Source organism: Aminobacter sp. P9b (assembly GCF_045345995.1).
GTDB classification, from domain to species: domain Bacteria; phylum Pseudomonadota; class Alphaproteobacteria; order Rhizobiales; family Rhizobiaceae; genus Aminobacter; species Aminobacter niigataensis.
Genome location: NZ_CP150083.1, coordinates 219,525 through 236,459, shown reverse-complemented (window position 1 = coordinate 236,459; position 16,935 = coordinate 219,525). Strand labels below are relative to the sequence as shown.

The window sequence follows — 16,935 nt, the reverse complement described above, 5'->3', positions numbered from 1 at the left end:
CCTAGGGCGTCGAAGACGTGAACGGAGGCACGGGTCGACTGACCGTCGCGCCGACACTTCCAGATCCAGCCGCCTGAAAGAGGAAGACATGCCAGCACAAGAGACAATCGAGACGATTGCGGAAGAAGCCGGGCAGTGGCGCCGCCACCTCCACCAGCATCCGGAGCTCTTGTTCGACCTGCCCGCGACATCGGCCTTCGTCGCCGACAAGCTGAGGTCGTTCGGCTGCGACGAGGTCGTCACCGGCATTGCCACGTCGGGCGTCGTCGCGGTGGTGAAGGGGAAGCTGGGTGCCGGCCGCACCATCGGCCTACGGGCCGATATGGACGCGCTGCCGATAGCCGAGCAGACCAATCTGGCCCATGCTTCCAAGACTCCGGGCAAGATGCATGCGTGCGGCCATGACGGCCACACGGCGATGCTGCTCGGCGCTGCGCGTCACCTTGCCTCGACGAGGGACTTCGCCGGCACGGCCGTGCTCATTTTCCAGCCGGCCGAGGAGGGCGGCGCCGGCGGGCGCGTGATGCTGGAAGAGGGGCTGCTCGAACGTTTCGGCATCGAGGAGGTGTTCGGCATGCACAACGAGCCGGGCCTGCCTGTCGGTTCCTTCGCCATTCGGCCGGGTCCGATGCTGGCAGCGGCAGACCGCTTCGTGGTCACGCTGAACGGCAAGGGCTCGCATGCCGCTTCGCCGCATGAATCGCGCGACCCTATCCTGATAAGCGCGCATCTGGTGACGGCGCTGCAGTCGATCGCCTCGCGCAACGTGGATCCCTTCGACCCCGTCGTGGTCTCGGTGACCTATCTCGCCGGCGGCAGTGCGGCGGCACTGAACGTCATCCCGGAGCAGGCCGTCGTCGGTGGCACGATCCGGACGATCGACGCCAAGACGCGCAAGGCCGTCGAGCAGCGCTTCAGGGATATCGTCGCCAACACCGCGCGCCTTTTCGAGGCTCAGGCCGAGATCGACTGGCGCCCCGGCTATCCGGTCACCGTCAACGATCCGGAGATGACGAAGGCCGCGATTTCGGTCGCTTCCGACGTTGCCGGCGCGGACAAGGTCAATGGCAATTGTCAGTGCACGATGGGCGCGGAAGACTTCTCCTACATGCTCGAGAAGCGGCCCGGGGCGATCATCTGGCTGGGCAACGGCGATTCGGCCGGGCTTCACAATCCCGCCTATGATTTCAACGACGACGCGATCATCCATGGCGTTCGCTACTGGACGGCGCTCGTCAGTGGGAGAACTAGCGCTGCCAGCTGAATGATGACTGCTGGGCTTTGGGCCCGCTCACTTTCGGGCGGCGGCCTTTTGGCAACAGCGATCGCGATCACGTCGACAGCGATCCTGATCTGGATCCCACGCTTCCCGACGCTTGGCGTTCTGGTGCTGGGTGGGGCCGCGACATCGGCGCTTTACAGTCTGGGCGCCTGAACGCCCCAGCGGCGCCGATCCGACCGGATTTGGTTGGCGGGCCTGCACCGCACGCGACATGCCAATAGGGCGGTCGCTTCAATCCCTGCCGGTGTGCGGCTGCCCGGCCGCACTGCCGGCTTTTCCTGCGAACCGCGGCGTGGCGCCCGCGGCTTCCTCGCAGAGTTCCAAATGCCTGGCCAGCGCCTGATTCGAAAGGACTGCGCTGATGGTGGTGATGTCGCGTCCCTGATGCTTGGGCATCTGCTGGACCTCCTTCAGCCTTTCCAGAAGTGCGAGTCGGGTCATGATTTCCCTCCTTTGCTGGCAGGGGAGTGGTCGTTGAGAGCATCCCAAACGAACCCTGCGGGACTTACGGCGAGCTGGCGGGTGGCGGCCGTCAGGCCGCCTTCTTGCCTGCGTCGAACGGGATCTCGATGTCGACGGCGAGCGTCGAGACCTTGGCACCGCGCTCCATCTTGACGCTGACTTTGTCGTCGTCGATCTGCATGTGCTTGGAGATAGCGCGCAGGATTTCGTCGCGCAATTTGGCAACGAGGTCCGAATCGCCTGCCGAAGCACGCTCGTGGGCCAACAGCACCTGCAGGCGCTCGCGCGCGGCGGGGGCCGACTGGGGGCGGGAAAAGAGCTGGAAGAATTTCATGCCGCTTTCCTTCCGAAGATCTTGCCGAAGAAACCCCGCTTTTCGCCCGGGATGGTGACTGGCAGGTCCTCGCCCTTGAGCCGGCGCGCGGCATTGAAATAGGCGACCGCCGGCGCGCTGCGGCCATCCGCCAGGGTGACGGGGGAGCCGACATTGGATGCGCGCAGCACGTCCATGCTTTCCGGTATGATGCCGAGCAGCGGGATCGACAGGATCTCGAGGACGTCGTCCACCTTCAGCATGTCGCCGCGCTCGGCGCGAGCCGGGTCGTAGCGGGTGAGAAGCAGGTGCTTTTCCATGCGCTCGCCATTCTCTGCCTTGAGCGTCTTGGAATCGAGCAGGCCGATGATGCGATCGGAATCGCGCACCGAAGAAACTTCCGGATTGGTCACGACGATGGCGACATCCGCATGGCGCATGGCAAGCGTCGCGCCGCGCTCGATGCCAGCCGGGCTGTCGCAGATGACCCAGTCGAAAGTCTTTTTCAGCGCGGCGATGACCTTCTCGACGCCTTCCGGCGTGAGGTTGTCCTTGTCGCGTGTCTGCGAGGCCGCCAACAGGTAGAGCGTCTCCAGCCGCTTGTCGCGGATCAGCGCTTGCGCCAGCTTGGCTTCGCCTTGGATCACGTTGACGAGGTCGTAGACCACCCGTCTTTCGGCGCCCATGACGAGGTCGAGATTGCGCAGGCCGACGTCGAAGTCCACGACCACGACCTTGTCGCCGCTTTGCGCGAGGGCCGCGCCCAGTGCGGCGGAAGACGTCGTCTTGCCGACGCCGCCTTTACCCGAAGTGACCACGACCACTTTGCCCATAGACCTCTCTCCTGTTTATTCGATTGGGCACGCCTTCGGCTCAGCCGAGGGTTGCCGCCTTGATTGCGTCGCCTTCGAGCCAGATCTGGACGGCCTTCCCGCGCAGATTGGGCTCCATGTCCTCGGCTGTCTTGTAGAAGCCGTCGATGGCGATGAGTTCGGCTTCGAGCTTGCGGCAAAAGATGCGCGCGGAGGCGTTGCCCGTCGTGCCGGCCATCGCACGACCCCGCAGCGTGCCGTAGATGTGGATCGATCCGCCGGCAACGACCTCGGCGCCGGATGCAACCGATCCGACAATGGTCACATCGCCTTCGGGGAAGAAGAGCGACTGCCCCGAGCGCACCGGCTGGGTAACGACGATCGAAGGCGTGGCCTTGGCCGGCTGCGGGTCGGAAGGCACGACGTGTTGGGTGGGGCCGGCTTCGTCGTCCTCATGCGCGACCGGCGCTTCGAAGTCCGAGGCCGGGCGTCCGTCGCTCATCGCCGGTGGCATGTCCGAGCCGAGCAATGAGGGCATCGCGCCTTCAATGCCCATGATCCGCACATTGCGTCTGCCGAGTTGGTCGACGAGTTCGCGAATCTGCAAGCGATCGATGGGTAGCCCGCCCACGTCGAGGACGATCGGGCGTCGCAGGAAAAATCCGGCCGAGCGGGCGGCCAGATCGTCGAGGCGCGCCAGCCAGTCCTCGAAAGGGAGTTCCGGGGTAAGCGCGAGCGCAAGGAAGGATCGCCCCTTGAGGCGGATCGGCCGGGGTTGAGTTAACACTTCGGTCATCTTGGTTAATTTTCGGTTGCTTCGGTGTAGCGAGGAAATGGTTAACGAATGGTTAATATCTGAGGCAGGCTTGACCGGAGTTCGCCCTTTTGAAATTTGATGATGTAGATAAAAACTATTGTTAATCAGACGCTTAATCGAAATATCGGCTGAAACTAAAATTGATACGAGCCCAGCATGCTGATCTCGACGTCAAAACTCGAATGCGGGCATTGAGCGGCCGACAAGATGGATTTCGGCAAGAATCGAGCCCACAAGAGAACAGTTCGAGATTTGTTCCATAATATCTCTTATGCGGCTTTCGCGTTGGCCGCGCGCAGATTTTCAAATGCAACAGAGACAGTTTGACCCGCCGTCTATGCGCGCTACGAGCATCGGGAAGCTCACCCGGTGAAAGCGGAATGGAACCTCGGCGAACGATACGCCACGGGTCGGAGGTCCCGTGGCGCTTGTCGTCGTGGACGTGCGAGTCGACTACTTCAGCACGGCAGTCACGCGGTCTCCTTCGTCGTTCAGTTGAATCGACACGTTGTCGCCGGCCTGGAGCGGGGGCAAGGCGACGTCGCGCGGCACCGTGTAGCTTCTGCCGTTCTCGAGCGTGATGACACGCACGTCGTGATTGTATTTGGCTACGACGCCGCCACTGGACGATGCCAGTGCTGCGCCCGCAAGGAAAATGAGAGGCGAAGCGATGAGGAGGATGGTCTTCATTTTAGGTGTGCCTTCTATTTTGGACAATGGAGGGGCGCTCCTGGCATCGCTGATGCCTGGATCGTCCACGCCAGTGTTTTTCGTAAAGATCTGACTTCGGTCCGATGACCGGCGATGCGGGCCTGCGGACTGGCCGCTAGCCATGTTCGAGTATCAGCAGGGCATTTCCGTCTCCTTCCTGGTGGCGGCTTTTCGAGCCGTTGTTGAAGGCTGCGCTTTCCAGTTACTGGAAAGTCAAGCGGGTCGATGGACAGCTGTGTCTGATGGCTTTGCCGGGTAGAAACCTCTTTGCAAATCGGCGGTTAGCACCCTCGTGCATGGGCATCTGGCCATCTCTCATGAGGATGTGAGCGCGGTTGATTCGCTGCCGATCGGAGGTTTTCTGCGGCGATGCATGCAAATTGGCTGCAGCAACAGAAGACGGTTGACCTTCCTGTAACTGGAAACTCTAGCTTCGCCGAAAATCATCAAGCGGCGTCGTCACAGACGTCGCATTTTTGTCGACGGGATCGTTTCAAATGACTGGGAAGACTAGAATAATACTGGTGGCCGCAGCCGCGTTGAGTGGCGCTGCATGGTTCTCCTATACCGATGGCGTGCCAGCCTATGTCAGGCAGGCTATGGCCTCCGGCGAGACGAGCCAGACCGCGCCAACACCCCCGCCTCCACAGGTGCCGGTGGCGGAAGTCATCACCCGCGTGCTTGCGCCGTCGTCCGAGTTTACCGGCGTCGTCGCAGCCGCCAAGACCGTCGAACTCCGCTCCCGTGTCGGCGGCACCATCGAATCGGTCAGCGTTCCCGAGGGTGGGCTCGTCGAGCGCGGCCAGTTGCTCTTCCAGATCGACCCTCGCCCGTTTGAGGTTGCACTCCAGAATGCGGAAGCGCAATTGCAACGGGCCGAGGTTCTGCTCTCCCAGGCCGAGACCGACCTCGATCGATCGCAGCGGCTGCTCCCGAGTGGAGCCATCGCCAGCAAGACCTATGATGACGACGTGTCCGGGAGGCAGGAGCGGCAAGCGCAGGTGCTTGAGGCAAAGGCCGCAAATGCAGCAGCCAGCCTCGACCTTTCCTATTCCCGCGTGACTGCCCCGATCGCCGGACGCGTCGACAGGGTACTTGTGACAGAAGGAAACCTCGTCACCGGCGCATCCGGAGGCGCCGCGACATTGCTCACCACGATCGTGTCGGTCGACCCTGCCCATGTCTATTTCGATATCGATGAAGCGACTTATCTGAACTTTCTGGGCCAAGCCCGCCCCGCCGCCGCCGGGCGCAAGGGCGCCTCGTTCCCGGTGGAAGTCGGGCTCGCCACCGAGAACGGCTACCCGCATTCGGGTAGCTTGGACTTCCTCGGAAATCGTCTCGATCGTGGCACCGGTACGATCCGCGCCCGAGCGGTGCTGGCCAATCCCGACGGCCGGCTGACACCTGGCCTGTTCGCGCGGGTGAAACTTGCGACCAGCGCGCCCCAAGAAACCGTTCTCATCGACGATCAGGCAGTCGGGACCGATCAGGGACGCCGCTACGTCCTGGTGCTGGGCGCTGGCGATATGGTCGAATACCGGCCGGTCGAACTGGGCGCGATGAACGAGGGACTGCGCGTTGTTGCAAGCGGCCTCAACCCCGGCGACACGGTCATCATCAAGGGGCTTGTCCGGCCCGGCATGCAGGTTACCCCGAATCGGATCGCGATGGCGCCCGATCAGCGTTCGGTCGACGGCGCTGCCGACGGCAACACGCAGGAGGCACGTCGATGAGCCTGCCGCACTTTTTTATCAACCGCCCGATCTTTGCGATCGTGCTGTCGGCTCTCATGCTGATCGCCGGCGCGATGGCGCTGTTTCGTCTCTCGCTCAGCGAATATCCGTCCGTCACCCCGCCGACCGTGCAGGTGACGGCGAGCTATCCCGGCGCCAATCCCGAGGTGATCGCCGAGACGGTCGCATCGCCGCTCGAGCAGTCGATCAACGGCGTCGAAGGCATGCTCTATATGAGCTCGCAGGCCGCGACCGACGGTCGGATGACGCTCACGGTCACCTTCGCGCAGGGCACGGATCCTGATATGGCCCAGATCCAGGTGCAGAACCGCGTGTCGCGGGCGCTGCCACGCCTGCCGGAAGAAGTTCAGCGCATCGGCGTTGTTACCCAGAAGACGTCGCCCGACATCCTGATGGTGGTGCATCTTGTATCGCCCGACAAGCGCTACGATCCGCTCTACATCTCCAACTTTGCCACCCTCCAGATTCGCGACACGCTCGCCCGCCTGCCAGGGGTTGGCGACGTCATCATTTGGGGCGCCGGCGAATACGCCATGCGCGTCTGGCTGGACCCCGCCAAGGTTGCCGCGCGCGGCATGACCGCGAGCGACGTCGTCGCTGCCATTCGCGAACAAAACGTCCAGGTCGCAGCCGGCTCGGTAGGCCAGCAGCCGTCGGCGGCAGCCAGCTACGAGGTCACGGTCAGTACGTTGGGGCGACTGTCCAGCGAGGAACAGTTCGGCGAGATCGTCATCAAGACAGGCGATGACGGGCAGATCGTGCGCCTGCGCGATGTTGCCCGGATTGGTCTCGGCGCAGATGGGTACGCGTTGCGCAGCCTGCTCGACGGCGAGCCGGCCGTCGCGATTCAGATCATCCAGCGGCCCGGTGCAAATGCGCTTGATGTCTCCAACGCCGTGCATGCCGAGATGGAGCAGTTGCAGAAGGGTTTTCCAGAGGGGCTGGAGTACCGGATTGCCTACGATCCGACCGTCTTCGTGCGCGCGTCGCTCGCCGCCGTCATGACGACGCTTCTCGAAGCGATCGTCCTGGTCGTCATCGTCGTCGTCCTGTTCCTGCAGACATGGCGTGCCTCCATCATTCCGTTGGTCGCCGTGCCCATATCGCTCGTCGGCACGCTTGCGGTGATGTATCTCATGGGTTTCTCGCTCAACACCTTGTCGTTGTTCGGCCTGGTCCTTTCGATCGGCATCGTGGTCGACGACGCCATCGTTGTGGTCGAGAACGTCGAACGGCACATCGGCCTTGGCGAAACGCCGAAGGAAGCGGCCCGCAAGGCGATGGACGAGGTGACCGCACCGATCATCGCAATCACTTCAGTCCTTGCCGCCGTGTTCATCCCGTCGGCATTTCTGTCGGGTCTTCAGGGCGAGTTCTACCGTCAGTTCGCGGTGACGATCGCCATCTCGACGGTGCTTTCGGCGATCAACTCGCTGACGCTTTCGCCGGCGTTGGCCGCCATGCTGCTGAAACCGCACCATGGTGGTGCCCGTCGCGATTGGCTGACCCGCGGCATCGACTTCATGTTCGGACGGTTCTTCCGGCTGTTCAACCGCTTCTTCGACAGGGCGTCGAATGCCTATGTCGGAACCGCGCGCCGAGCCATCCGCATCAGCGGCGTGGTGTTCGTCATCTATGCGGGGCTGCTGGGCGCGACGTATTTCGGCTTCCAAAGCATCCCGAGCGGCTTCGTGCCTGCGCAGGACAAGTACTACCTCGTCGGCATTGCGCAGTTGCCTTCTGGCGCCTCGCTCGACCGGACCGAGGCGGTCGTCAAGGAGATGTCCAGGATTGCGCTGGCCGAGCCCGGCGTCGAAAGCATCGTCGCCTTTCCCGGCCTCTCGGTGAACGGCTTCGTCAACCTGCCCAATGCCGCGGTGGTCTTCGCCATGCTCGACCCCTTCGATCAGCGCAAGGATCCGTCGCTGTCGGCCAACGCCATCGCAGGTCGCCTGATGGGCAAATACAGCCAGATCCCCGACGGCTTCGTCGGCATCTTCCCGCCGCCTCCGGTCCCCGGGCTCGGCACGACAGGTGGCTTCAAGCTTCAGGTCGAGGATCGCGCCGGCATGGGCCTCGAGGCCCTGGCCAAGGTGCAGGGCGAGATCATGGCCAAGGCGGCCGCGGCACCTGAACTCGCCGGCATGATGGCGAGCTTTCAGGTCAATGCCCCGCAGGTCCATGTCGATCTCGATCGAGTCAAGGCCAAGGCACAAGGTGTTCCGCTGACAGGGATCTTCGAGACCCTGCAGGTCAATCTCGGCTCGCTCTACGCCAACGACTTCAACCGCTTCGGCCGCACCTATCGCGTCATCGTCCAGGCCGATGCGCCCTTCCGCGCCGAGGTGGACGACATCGCGCGCCTGAAGGTTCGCAACGCCGCTGGCGAAATGGTTCCGCTTGCGGCACTTGCCACCATCGCAACCAGCTCCGGCCCCGACCGTGTGATGCACTACAACGGCTATCCGTCAGTGGACATTACGGGAGGGCCAGCTTCCGGCTATTCGTCCGGGCAGGCAACGGCGGCCATCGAGCGGATCATGCGCGAGACGCTGCCGGCCGGCATGGCGTACGAATGGACCGATCTGGTCTTCCAGGAGAAACAGGCAGGCAACACGGCCATGATCGTGTTCCCGCTCGCGGTCCTGTTGGCGTTCCTGATCTTGGCGGCACAGTACAACAGCTGGTCCCTGCCGTTTGCTGTCCTGCTCATCGCGCCGCTGGCAGTGCTCTCGGCAATCGGAGGGGTTTGGCTCTCGAACGGCGACAACAACATCTTCACGCAGATCGCGTTTGTCGTCCTTGTCGGGCTTGCGGCCAAGAACGCGATCCTCATCGTCGAGTTCGCCCATGAGGAGGAAAAGAAAGGCAGCGATCCTCTGGCGGCGGTGCTCGAAGCCGCGCGCCTGCGCCTGAGGCCGATCCTGATGACGTCGCTCGCCTTCATTGCCGGCGTCGTGCCTCTGGTCATCGCAACCGGCGCTGGCGCCGAGATGCGCCATGCCATGGGCATCGCAGTGTTCGCCGGCATGCTTGGCGTTACGGTGTTCGGATTGATCCTGACGCCCGTCTTCTACGTGGTCATCAGACGGTTTGTGCTGCGGCGTGAACGCAACATCGGGGCGACGATGGCCGCCTCCGAAAGCGAGGTCGTTCACTAGATCCAGGCATTGACGTAGCACCGGCTGGGGTTGCCCTCGACGGCTGACACGGGGGCTTCCCGGCCGGCGGCTTGGAGCCGCTCCTTGCGCGACTGAATCGTTGGCGCGGCTTTTTTATTGGAAAGCGCCGAGCGATGGTGGTGCGGTTCTGTGTGGCGTTGTCGTCGGTACCGCAGCGATGATCGCCATGATGCCGAGCCGGAGCCGATTGCTCAGCCTCTTCGACACCCGTGGGTCACTTTGCGCGTCAACCCGCCGACCTTGCCGTCGCCACCGTCAATGCGGGTTTCGATACCTTCGGATATTGCTTCGCCGCGCTTGCAATCAGCATGTCGAGGAAGCTGCGCACCGGCGTGCTCGGGGTCCGCTCGCGCAAGGTCAGGGTGACCACCTCCCGATCTAGTTGCGGCTCTACCAGGGGGCGCACCTCGGTCAGTGTCGAGGCCGACAGCGAGTGAGAGTTCTCTGGAGCAATGCACACCCCGAGACCCCGATCGACCAGGGACAGCATCGTCGATGAGAAATTGACGGCAAAGAGCCGGTTTACGGAAATCTCGTTCTCACCCAGCACGCGATCAACCATCTTCTGGATCGGACTGTCGGGGGGAAAGCCTACGAGATCTTGCCCCTCCATGTCGATCCAGCGAACCTGCGTGCCGGATTCGAACGGATGGCCCTTTGCAAAGAACACCGCAAAACGGTCGTAGAAGAGATGGTGCTCGCGCACCTTTTCTTCGATCGGACGGCTGGTGGCGACACCGATGTCGACGGAACCGTCCGCAACGAGATCGCGAATACGGTTCTCCGGCAAGTCCAGCAGCGACACCTTGACCAGCGGATGCTCTTTCTTGAAGCGTGCAATCACGTCGGGCAGAAGCGACGAAGCAAGTACGATGGCCGCAGCGATCGTAACCTTGCCGGTTCGAAGCGACGCAATGTCATCCATCGTGTTGATGGCATTGTCGACCTGTTCGATGGCCCGGCGGGCCAGCGGCAGGAATATCTCTCCCGCATAGGTCAACCCGACCATGCGCGTATGCCGATCAAACAGCATCACGCCCAATTGTGACTCAAGTTCCTTGATCAAGACGCTGATGGCGGACTGCGTCACGCCGATATGCTCGGTTGCGAGCCGAAAGCGTCCTAATTCCGCGACTGCAACGAATGCGCGCAACTGCTTGATGGTGACATTTTTCATTGAAATGCGTGTCGTCTCCCCCAAGCAATACCATTGCAGAAAGCCGCTCGAAGGTCCATCGCGCGGCCGAACTCCAGGCAGCGCATGAAGGCCCCGGCGGCAATGGCGCATGACGAGCCATCTGGCCCTTCATGCAGGCGGCAGATCGTGCCTGGTCTTCTAGGCGGGAGCAGCCGTGTGGATTGCGCAAAGCGGGCCCGCGACAAATTCCCCACGATGCATGACCGAACGGTCGGCAGCGCCACCGGCGACGAGACGCCCGACATTTTCGCTGCGGCTCACGACAAGATCGGCGAAGGCGCCGGCACGCAAGCCGTAGTCGGCGCCCAGTCGCATGATCTGCGCGGGCGCGTCGGTGATCATGCGAAAGGCACGGCCGGTCGCATCCTCCATCAAGTGAGCGGCAAGGATGGTCCATCGCGCGATCTCGAGCAGATCGCCGGAGCCGACGGGAACGAAGGCGTCCTGGATATTGTCGGAAGCGGTCGCCACCGGCACGCCGGCGTCGAGCATCTCCGCCACGCGGGTAAGGCCGCGCGGAACGAGTTGACGCCTGTCCCTGCCCTGGAGGAACAGATTGGCTGCGGGCAACGTGCATACAGCGACGCCGGCTTTGGCGGCTGCATCGATCGAACGTCGTGCCTCGTCGTCGGAGACCGCGGAAAGCGACGACACATGGCTGCCGACCACCCTGCCGCCCATGCCGCGCCGCATTGTCTGCTCGACAAGATAGTCGAACCAGCGTGCGCCGGGATCGAGCGTTTCGTCGATATGCAGATCCACGCAGCGGTCATGACGTTCGGCTACGTCAAGGAGCATGTCGATATAGCTCCTGGGATCGGGAGCGAGATTGGGCGTACCGCCTATGCAGTCGGCACCGGCCGCAATGGCGCGTTCGAGAAGTTCGCGTGCGACAGCCAGATCGCCCCGCGCCGCACTCGACGTTGCAAAGGCCACGACCTCGAGGTGTATCCTGCCACGGCTTTTCGCCCGCAGTTCGCACATGGCCTCGACACTCTTGAGTTCCAGCTCGTAGTCGAGATTGGCATGCGTGCGGATAGCGCTCGTGCCCATCGCGACGCATGTGTCGAGCGTCGCTTCGGCGCGCTTGAGAATGTTCTTTTTTCCAGCCCCTTGGAATAGGCGCGGAACGCCTCGATCGCGCCCATCAACGTGCCGTCACGGTTGGGCGCGTCAGCCAAGGTGAAGCTCTTGTCGAGATGCTGGTGCATGTCGACGAAGCCGGGTGTAACCAGACGTCCGCCGACGTCTATCGACATCACTTCGCTGGCGCAGATCCCCGGTGCGATATCGAGCATCCGTCCCTCGGCGGAAATCAGGATGTCGATAGGGGCCGAGCCACCCGTGCCCACGGGAGACATACCATTTCGCAGCAGTAGCCGAGGCTGTCCTGTCATGCCTTTGTCTCCCGCCTTTCAGCCTTGTCAGACAACTCGGTGACGCAGTTCCCGGCCATCCATCAGACGCCGGATGTTCTCCCATTCGAGTTCGCGCATCGACCTGTCATTCGAGCGCACGCCGCCAGCAATGTGGGGAGTAAAGACCACATTCGCCTGCGGGTCGTCGGCAAGGCGCAGCAACGGGTTGTCACGCGGCACCGGCTCCCAGGTCCAGCCGTCCGTCGCCACGCCCGACAGGATGCCGACGCGATAGGCGGCGGCCACGTCGGCCTCGTTGAGAACCGTGCTTGCCCCCGTCGAAACGAGATAGGCGCCCGGCTTCATCCGCTCGATGAAAGCATGGTCGATCATCTCGCCAATGCCCTCGCCATGCGGCAGCAGGATGCAGAGGACGTCGCTGCGCGCGCGTATGGAATCGATATCCGCATATTCGACGCCGAACTCGGCTTCGACCGCCGCCGGCAGCCGCGACCGCTTGTTGTACAAGACCTCGCAATCGAAGGCCCGCAGCCGAACGGCAAGTTCGGCACCAATCTCGCCGAATCCGAGAATGCCGACCGTCGCGCCGGCCAGCGAGCGGATCTTGCGGCGCTCCGTCCAGTTGTAGGCAAAATGGTTCTCGTCGCATTTCTTGGGCGGCGTCCCCCAGTCTGGCGTAGCAACCAGCGCATGCTCCGCCTCGCGGCTGGCCTTGACCAAGGACAACACCTGCATCATGGCGTGCTCGGCAACCATCGAGCAGCCGCGCAGCGGCCATCGGCACACGGGTATGCCAGCCTTTCGCGCCGCGTCCGCGTCGATGTCATGTGTCATGCGACCGAGCCGCTGGACCAGGCGAAGCCTGCGGCCGGTGGCAAGCATCTCCGCATCGATCAAGCCGCTGCGCTCGCTTATGAAGACATCGGCGAGCGGCAGCTGCTCCAGGAGCTCGGCACGCGACGGCGCTTCGCACATCGTAATGTCGAGCCCCTCGGGCGCTGCCTCCATGGCTATCTTCTGATGCCGTGGGGCGCGGAAGGTAGCAAACAGGACTTTCAGATTGGACACGGCGTTGCCTTCTTGAAGCGGGTGATGCCGAGGCACCGTTGCGAGCGGGTGATGGCAAGTCAACCGAGTGCTGCGGCCCCTGCCTGCGCGATCTGCTCGTCCTGCTGCGGTGCGACGCCGGAAACGCCGATAGCGCCGACAAGCTCGCCACCTGCGACAAGCGGCAGCCCGCCACGCAGCGGTGTTGCACCCGGCAAGGTCATGACGCCTGGACGACCTGCGATGCGATCCTCCAGTGCACCTGTCGGACCGTTGAAGATTGCAGCCGTACGTGCCTTCGCCACGGCCACCTCGGCCGAAGCGGCGTTGGCGCCGTCACGCCGGATGAACCCCAAGAGATGGCCACCGGGATCGACTGCGGCGACGCTGACATTCCAGCCGTTGGAGGCTGCCTCAGCTACAGCTGCCGCCAACACCCGCTCGATGTCGCCCTGTTCGATTTTCGTCGTCGATTTCATGATGTCCTTCCAAAATTCATTTCGCGCCATTTAGATCGATCGCGAACATCGGCGAAGACGGGGATCGTGCCCAGCCTCTGCCAGTGCCGTCATGGCGACCAACCCTCAAGCCGTTTCCGCGAGGTATTTCATCGCCACGTCGACGCCACCGCGCTGATGCGGAACGCCGGCGAGGTCGAGGCTCATCTCGCAGCCGGCAAGCGTGCCGGCAAGCGTCAGTTCGTTGATGTTGCCAAGATGGCCGATGCGGAACACCTTGTCCGCAACCTTCGACAGGCCCGACCCAAGCGACATGTTGAACTTTTCCAGCGCGATCCGACGGTAGGCATCGGCGCTATGGCCTTCCGGCATCATGACGGTGGTGAGCACCGGCGAATAGTGGATCGGAGAGTTGCAGAGGTTCTCGAGCCCCCAGGCCTGGACTGCGCGGCGGGTGGCCTCGGCAAGGCGCTCGTGGCGAGCAAACACGGCCTCCAGCCCTTCGTCGAGCAGCTTGTCGAGCACGAGCGACAGGCCGAACAGCAGATTGGTGGCCGGGGTGTAGGGAAAGTAGCCGCTCTTGTTGATGGCGATCATCTCGCTCCAGTCCCAATAGGAGCGAGGCATGCCGCCAGCCTTCGACGCTTCGAGGGCCTTTGGGCCAACCGCGTTGAACGACAGGCCGGGCGGCAGCATCAGCCCCTTCTGCGAACCAGACACGACGACATCGATGCCCCACTCGTCCATGCGCAGATCGGCCGACGCCAGTCCCGAGATCGTGTCCACCACGAACAGCGCCGGGTGGTTGGCCGCGTCGATGGCTGCGCGGATATCGGCCAGGCGGGAGGTCGAACCGGTCGAGGTCTCGTTGTGCACGATGCATACTGCGCGGATTTCATGGTTGCGGTCCTGGCGCAGCGCGTCTTCGATCACGGCCGGATCGGCACCGGCGCGCCAGTTGGTGCCGAGCGTGGTCGGCTTGAGCCCCAGCTTGATCGCCATGCGGCTCCAGAGACTGGCAAAATGGCCAGTCTCGAAGGTGGCGATGCGATCGCCGGGCGAAAACAGGTTGGCCAGCGCAGCTTCCCACGCACCGGTGCCCGAAGCCGGGAAGATCACCACGTCATGCTGGGTCTTGAAGATCTTCTTGATGTCGCGGAGCAGCTTGGAACCCAGTTCGCCGAACTCGGGGCCGCGGTGATCGATCACCTGGCGGCCCGTGGCCGCCAGGACGTCCGCCGGCACGGGCGAAGGTCCCGGTATCTGCAGGAAGTGGGTCCCTTGGTGCATCATAGTAGTCTTCTCCCAATCGTCTCCGAGAGTATTCGGCGAACGTCTTTGATCTTACAATTGAAAAACTATCGGCTTTTATGCAGGTTATTTCATCAATGGCCGGGCGAAATGACCTGCGTCCTGACTTCGCCGAACCTGGAGAACTCAGCTTCGAACCGCCCGCCGGCACCGACCTGGGTGATGCCGGTATAACTGCCTGTGGTCAGCACCGTGCCTGTCGGCGCCCCGCCGCGCCGCGCGAGATGCCGGACCGCCCAGTGCAACAGTTCGAGCGGATCGCCGAAGGGATGCCTGGCCTCCCTCGCCTCGCCATTGACCATGACCTGAACCGAAGCCAGATCCTGTCCGATCCAGGCGATGGGCGCCCCAAGAACAACACCGCCGCTGGCCTGAAAATCCGCCAGTTTCCAAAGCGGCGCAGCGGCGTTGGCACCGGCAAGTCGAGTGTGCAAGATCTCAAGCAACGGAACGACATGGCTGAACAGCGCCAGGCACTCAGCCCGACCCAACGTTGCCATCTCCGGCGTGATCTCCTTGCCAAGCCGCATGCCCAGTTCCGCCTCGACACCAAGCTGCGCAGCACCCGGGGGCAACACGCAGCGCCCGTCCGGTCGCACGATGCCGAGCTTCGGGATCGGCGCGATATAGGGCTCGGGATCGTTGGCCGCCCGTCCGATCTTCCATGCGATCGCCGAGCCGAGCTGGCGCAGCACGTGATCCTGGATGGCATAGGCATCGGCACGGCTCTGCGGAGCCGGTATTTCCGGCTCAACACCGGTCCCGGTGCGGTGAGCCGATAGCAGCAGTTCGCCTGCCTGGGAGGTCAGATCGCCGGCCATTGATAACCTCCGTAGGCGTTGTCGTAGTGTTCGGCCAGGTCGATGAGGCTGTTGTCCGACCCGAACGCGCCGACAAGCTGGAAGCCGATCGGCAGGCCGCCAGACGATGGCGAGGCGGGAATGGCTACGCCGGGCAATCCACCTGCGTTGGCGAAGGCGGTGAAGACGGCGTGACCGCGGGGCCCGACCTCGATGCCGTTGATCCTGGACGGATGTGTCTCCAACTTCGGCCATGACAGGGCCGCGATACTGGGGGTCATGATGAAATTGTAGGTGGCAAAGACCTTCGCCAGTTGCGCCCTCAGCCTGCCCACCTGAGTGAGCATGTCGAAATAGGACATAGCGTTGACTTCGCCGCCCGTGCGTATCATCGGCACGAGGCTTTCGTTGACCTGGGTCGCATCCCTCGTCTGCATCAGCCAGGCCAGCCCAACCGGCCCGACCATGCCCCAGATGGCGTCCAGCACCTCCGCGTCGAACGGCGTCTCGCCCTGGTCGACGCGACAGCCGAGATCGACGAGCCGTGAGGCCGCGCGGTCGACGCTTGCCGCAACCTCGGTGTCAACTGGCGCCGAGCCGAACCGTGGCACATAGAGGATCCTGGTGGTCTTGGGCACGCGATAGCTGCTGATGCGCGCCTTGGCGGGGAAAGCGAAGGAGGCGCGGTCGTTCGGATCGTGGGCAGCCAGGACCGACGCCGCGAGACGCAGATCCCGCGCCGTTCGCGTCATTGGTCCCACGGTTTCAAAATCGAGCAGCAGGCCCGGCAACCCGCCACTACGGCCAACGAAGCCCGGACTCGGCTTGAGCCCATAGAGGCCGGTGTGACCGCATGGCCGACGGATCGAGCCGCCCCCGTCCGTGCCGACGGCAAACACGCCCATGCCCGAAGCCGTCGCCGCAACCGCGCCGCCGCTTGACCCGCCTGGAGACAGGTTCGGGTCCCATGGATTGCCGGTCGCGCCGAAGAGCAGGTTGTCGGTAAAGCCCTGCAAGGTGAATTCAGGGACGTTCGTCTTGCCCAGAATGATCGCGCCCGCCGCCCTGAGGCGTTCGACCGGGCTCTCGTCGGCGTCGGGAACATGGTCGGCAAACAGCTTGCTGCCCCAGCTGCAGCGCAAACCGCGCACCTGCAGGTTGTCCTTGACGGTGATCGGGACACCGTCAAGCGGCCCAAGCGGCTGACCGGCGCGCCAGCGCATGGCGCTGGCGTGAGCGGCTTCAGCCGCCCCCTTCTCGTCCGGTGTGATGATGGCATTGAGGATCGGGTTGGCGACGCAGAATCCTGGCCTGCGTTTCCGACAAGACGTCGACCGGATCGAACCTGCCAAACTTGTAGCCGGCGTTGAGCTCGGCCACATCATGCTTCCATAACGCCATGTTCA

At 63.3% G+C, this 16,935-nt stretch carries 15 protein-coding genes and 1 pseudogene; 3 read left to right on the top strand and 13 right to left on the bottom strand.

Going from position 1 to position 16,935, the window contains the following annotated elements:
* Positions 1 to 88: 88 nt before the first annotated feature.
* A complete protein-coding gene (locus tag WHT83_RS25265) occupies positions 89 to 1,264 on the top strand; it encodes a M20 aminoacylase family protein (protein ID WP_341878435.1) in 1,176 nt (391 codons plus the stop codon).
* Positions 1,265 to 1,513: 249 nt separating this feature from the next.
* Here the strand turns inward: WHT83_RS25265 and WHT83_RS25260 are convergent, their stop codons facing one another.
* The 5 genes from WHT83_RS25260 to WHT83_RS25240 all read right to left on the bottom strand — a co-directional run bounded on the left by WHT83_RS25260 (position 1,514) and on the right by WHT83_RS25240 (position 4,376).
* Positions 1,514 to 1,723 carry a hypothetical protein gene (locus tag WHT83_RS25260; protein WP_341878433.1) on the bottom strand — a complete coding sequence of 70 codons (210 nt, stop codon included), beginning with the start codon at positions 1,721 to 1,723 and terminating at the stop codon, positions 1,514 to 1,516.
* A gap of 91 nt (positions 1,724 to 1,814) precedes the next feature.
* A complete protein-coding gene (minE, locus tag WHT83_RS25255) occupies positions 1,815 to 2,078 on the bottom strand; it encodes a cell division topological specificity factor MinE (protein ID WP_108610288.1) in 264 nt (87 codons plus the stop codon).
* Entirely contained in the window at positions 2,075 to 2,890 is an 816-nt protein-coding gene (gene minD, locus WHT83_RS25250) for a septum site-determining protein MinD (RefSeq protein ID WP_108610289.1), read from the bottom strand. Before minD ends, minE begins: the two co-directional genes overlap by 4 nt.
* Positions 2,891 to 2,930: 40 nt before the next feature.
* A complete protein-coding gene (gene minC, locus WHT83_RS25245; RefSeq protein WP_268738110.1) occupies positions 2,931 to 3,665 on the bottom strand; it encodes a septum site-determining protein MinC in 735 nt (244 codons plus the stop codon).
* A gap of 474 nt (positions 3,666 to 4,139) precedes the next feature.
* Complete coding sequence (locus WHT83_RS25240) at positions 4,140 to 4,376, bottom strand: DUF1344 domain-containing protein (protein WP_183263929.1); 237 nt, start codon at positions 4,374 to 4,376, stop codon at positions 4,140 to 4,142.
* A 518-nt stretch (positions 4,377 to 4,894) separates the two neighbouring features.
* Between WHT83_RS25240 and WHT83_RS25235 the strand changes: the two genes are divergently transcribed.
* Both WHT83_RS25235 and WHT83_RS25230 read left to right on the top strand, forming a co-directional pair.
* Complete coding sequence (locus WHT83_RS25235; protein WP_341878432.1) at positions 4,895 to 6,133, top strand: efflux RND transporter periplasmic adaptor subunit; 1,239 nt, start codon at positions 4,895 to 4,897, stop codon at positions 6,131 to 6,133.
* The gene (locus WHT83_RS25230) at positions 6,130 to 9,315 is read left to right on the top strand and encodes an efflux RND transporter permease subunit (protein WP_341878431.1); all 3,186 of its coding nucleotides are present in this window, start codon (positions 6,130 to 6,132) and stop codon (positions 9,313 to 9,315) included. The genes WHT83_RS25235 and WHT83_RS25230 overlap by 4 nt, the downstream gene beginning before the upstream one ends.
* 247 nt (positions 9,316 to 9,562) lie before the next feature.
* Here the strand turns inward: WHT83_RS25230 and WHT83_RS25225 are convergent, their stop codons facing one another.
* The 8 genes and pseudogenes from WHT83_RS25225 to WHT83_RS25190 form a co-directional block, all read right to left on the bottom strand.
* Positions 9,563 to 10,513: a LysR family transcriptional regulator gene (locus WHT83_RS25225; RefSeq protein WP_183263927.1), complete on the bottom strand. Its 951-nt coding sequence runs from the start codon at positions 10,511 to 10,513 to the stop codon at positions 9,563 to 9,565.
* Between the two features lie 159 nt (positions 10,514 to 10,672).
* On the bottom strand, positions 10,673 to 11,587 hold the full coding sequence (locus WHT83_RS25220) for an amidohydrolase family protein (RefSeq protein WP_406874064.1): 915 nt from the start codon (positions 11,585 to 11,587) through the stop codon (positions 10,673 to 10,675).
* A 104-nt stretch (positions 11,588 to 11,691) separates the two neighbouring features.
* Positions 11,692 to 11,745, bottom strand: a pseudogene (locus WHT83_RS25215) (hypothetical protein); the annotation flags it as partial.
* Between the two features lie 213 nt (positions 11,746 to 11,958).
* Entirely contained in the window at positions 11,959 to 12,981 is a 1,023-nt protein-coding gene (locus WHT83_RS25210; protein ID WP_183263925.1) for an NAD(P)-dependent oxidoreductase, read from the bottom strand.
* Between the two features lie 59 nt (positions 12,982 to 13,040).
* Positions 13,041 to 13,439, bottom strand: coding sequence for a heme-binding protein (locus WHT83_RS25205; protein WP_108610299.1), 399 nt, complete (start codon positions 13,437 to 13,439; stop codon positions 13,041 to 13,043).
* 105 nt (positions 13,440 to 13,544) lie between these two features.
* On the bottom strand, positions 13,545 to 14,711 hold the full coding sequence (locus WHT83_RS25200; RefSeq protein WP_183263924.1) for an alanine--glyoxylate aminotransferase family protein: 1,167 nt from the start codon (positions 14,709 to 14,711) through the stop codon (positions 13,545 to 13,547).
* Between the two features lie 92 nt (positions 14,712 to 14,803).
* Positions 14,804 to 15,550 (bottom strand): fumarylacetoacetate hydrolase family protein, encoded by a 747-nt coding sequence (locus tag WHT83_RS25195; protein ID WP_341878430.1) that lies wholly within the window; start codon positions 15,548 to 15,550, stop codon positions 14,804 to 14,806.
* Complete coding sequence (locus tag WHT83_RS25190) at positions 15,535 to 16,881, bottom strand: amidase (RefSeq protein ID WP_341878429.1); 1,347 nt, start codon at positions 16,879 to 16,881, stop codon at positions 15,535 to 15,537. Before WHT83_RS25190 ends, WHT83_RS25195 begins: the two co-directional genes overlap by 16 nt.
* Positions 16,882 to 16,935 lie beyond the last annotated feature (54 nt).

Bases quoted from the DNA above. Each gene is read 5' to 3' on its own strand.
- WHT83_RS25195 (WP_341878430.1), bottom strand. From the start codon at position 15,550: ATGGCCGGCGATCTGACCTCCCAGGCAGGCGAACTGCTGCTATCGGCT.
- WHT83_RS25220 (WP_406874064.1), bottom strand. From the start codon at position 11,587: ATGGGCACGAGCGCTATCCGCACGCATGCCAATCTCGACTACGAGCTG.
- WHT83_RS25200 (WP_183263924.1), bottom strand. From the start codon at position 14,711: ATGATGCACCAAGGGACCCACTTCCTGCAGATACCGGGACCTTCGCCC.
- WHT83_RS25265 (WP_341878435.1), top strand. From the start codon at position 89: ATGCCAGCACAAGAGACAATCGAGACGATTGCGGAAGAAGCCGGGCAG.
- minC (WP_268738110.1), bottom strand. From the start codon at position 3,665: ATGACCGAAGTGTTAACTCAACCCCGGCCGATCCGCCTCAAGGGGCGA.
- WHT83_RS25225 (WP_183263927.1), bottom strand. From the start codon at position 10,513: ATGAAAAATGTCACCATCAAGCAGTTGCGCGCATTCGTTGCAGTCGCG.
- WHT83_RS25260 (WP_341878433.1), bottom strand. From the start codon at position 1,723: ATGACCCGACTCGCACTTCTGGAAAGGCTGAAGGAGGTCCAGCAGATG.
- WHT83_RS25205 (WP_108610299.1), bottom strand. From the start codon at position 13,439: ATGAAATCGACGACGAAAATCGAACAGGGCGACATCGAGCGGGTGTTG.
- WHT83_RS25230 (WP_341878431.1), top strand. From the start codon at position 6,130: ATGAGCCTGCCGCACTTTTTTATCAACCGCCCGATCTTTGCGATCGTG.
- minD (WP_108610289.1), bottom strand. From the start codon at position 2,890: ATGGGCAAAGTGGTCGTGGTCACTTCGGGTAAAGGCGGCGTCGGCAAG.
- WHT83_RS25235 (WP_341878432.1), top strand. From the start codon at position 4,895: ATGACTGGGAAGACTAGAATAATACTGGTGGCCGCAGCCGCGTTGAGT.
- WHT83_RS25240 (WP_183263929.1), bottom strand. From the start codon at position 4,376: ATGAAGACCATCCTCCTCATCGCTTCGCCTCTCATTTTCCTTGCGGGC.
- minE (WP_108610288.1), bottom strand. From the start codon at position 2,078: ATGAAATTCTTCCAGCTCTTTTCCCGCCCCCAGTCGGCCCCCGCCGCG.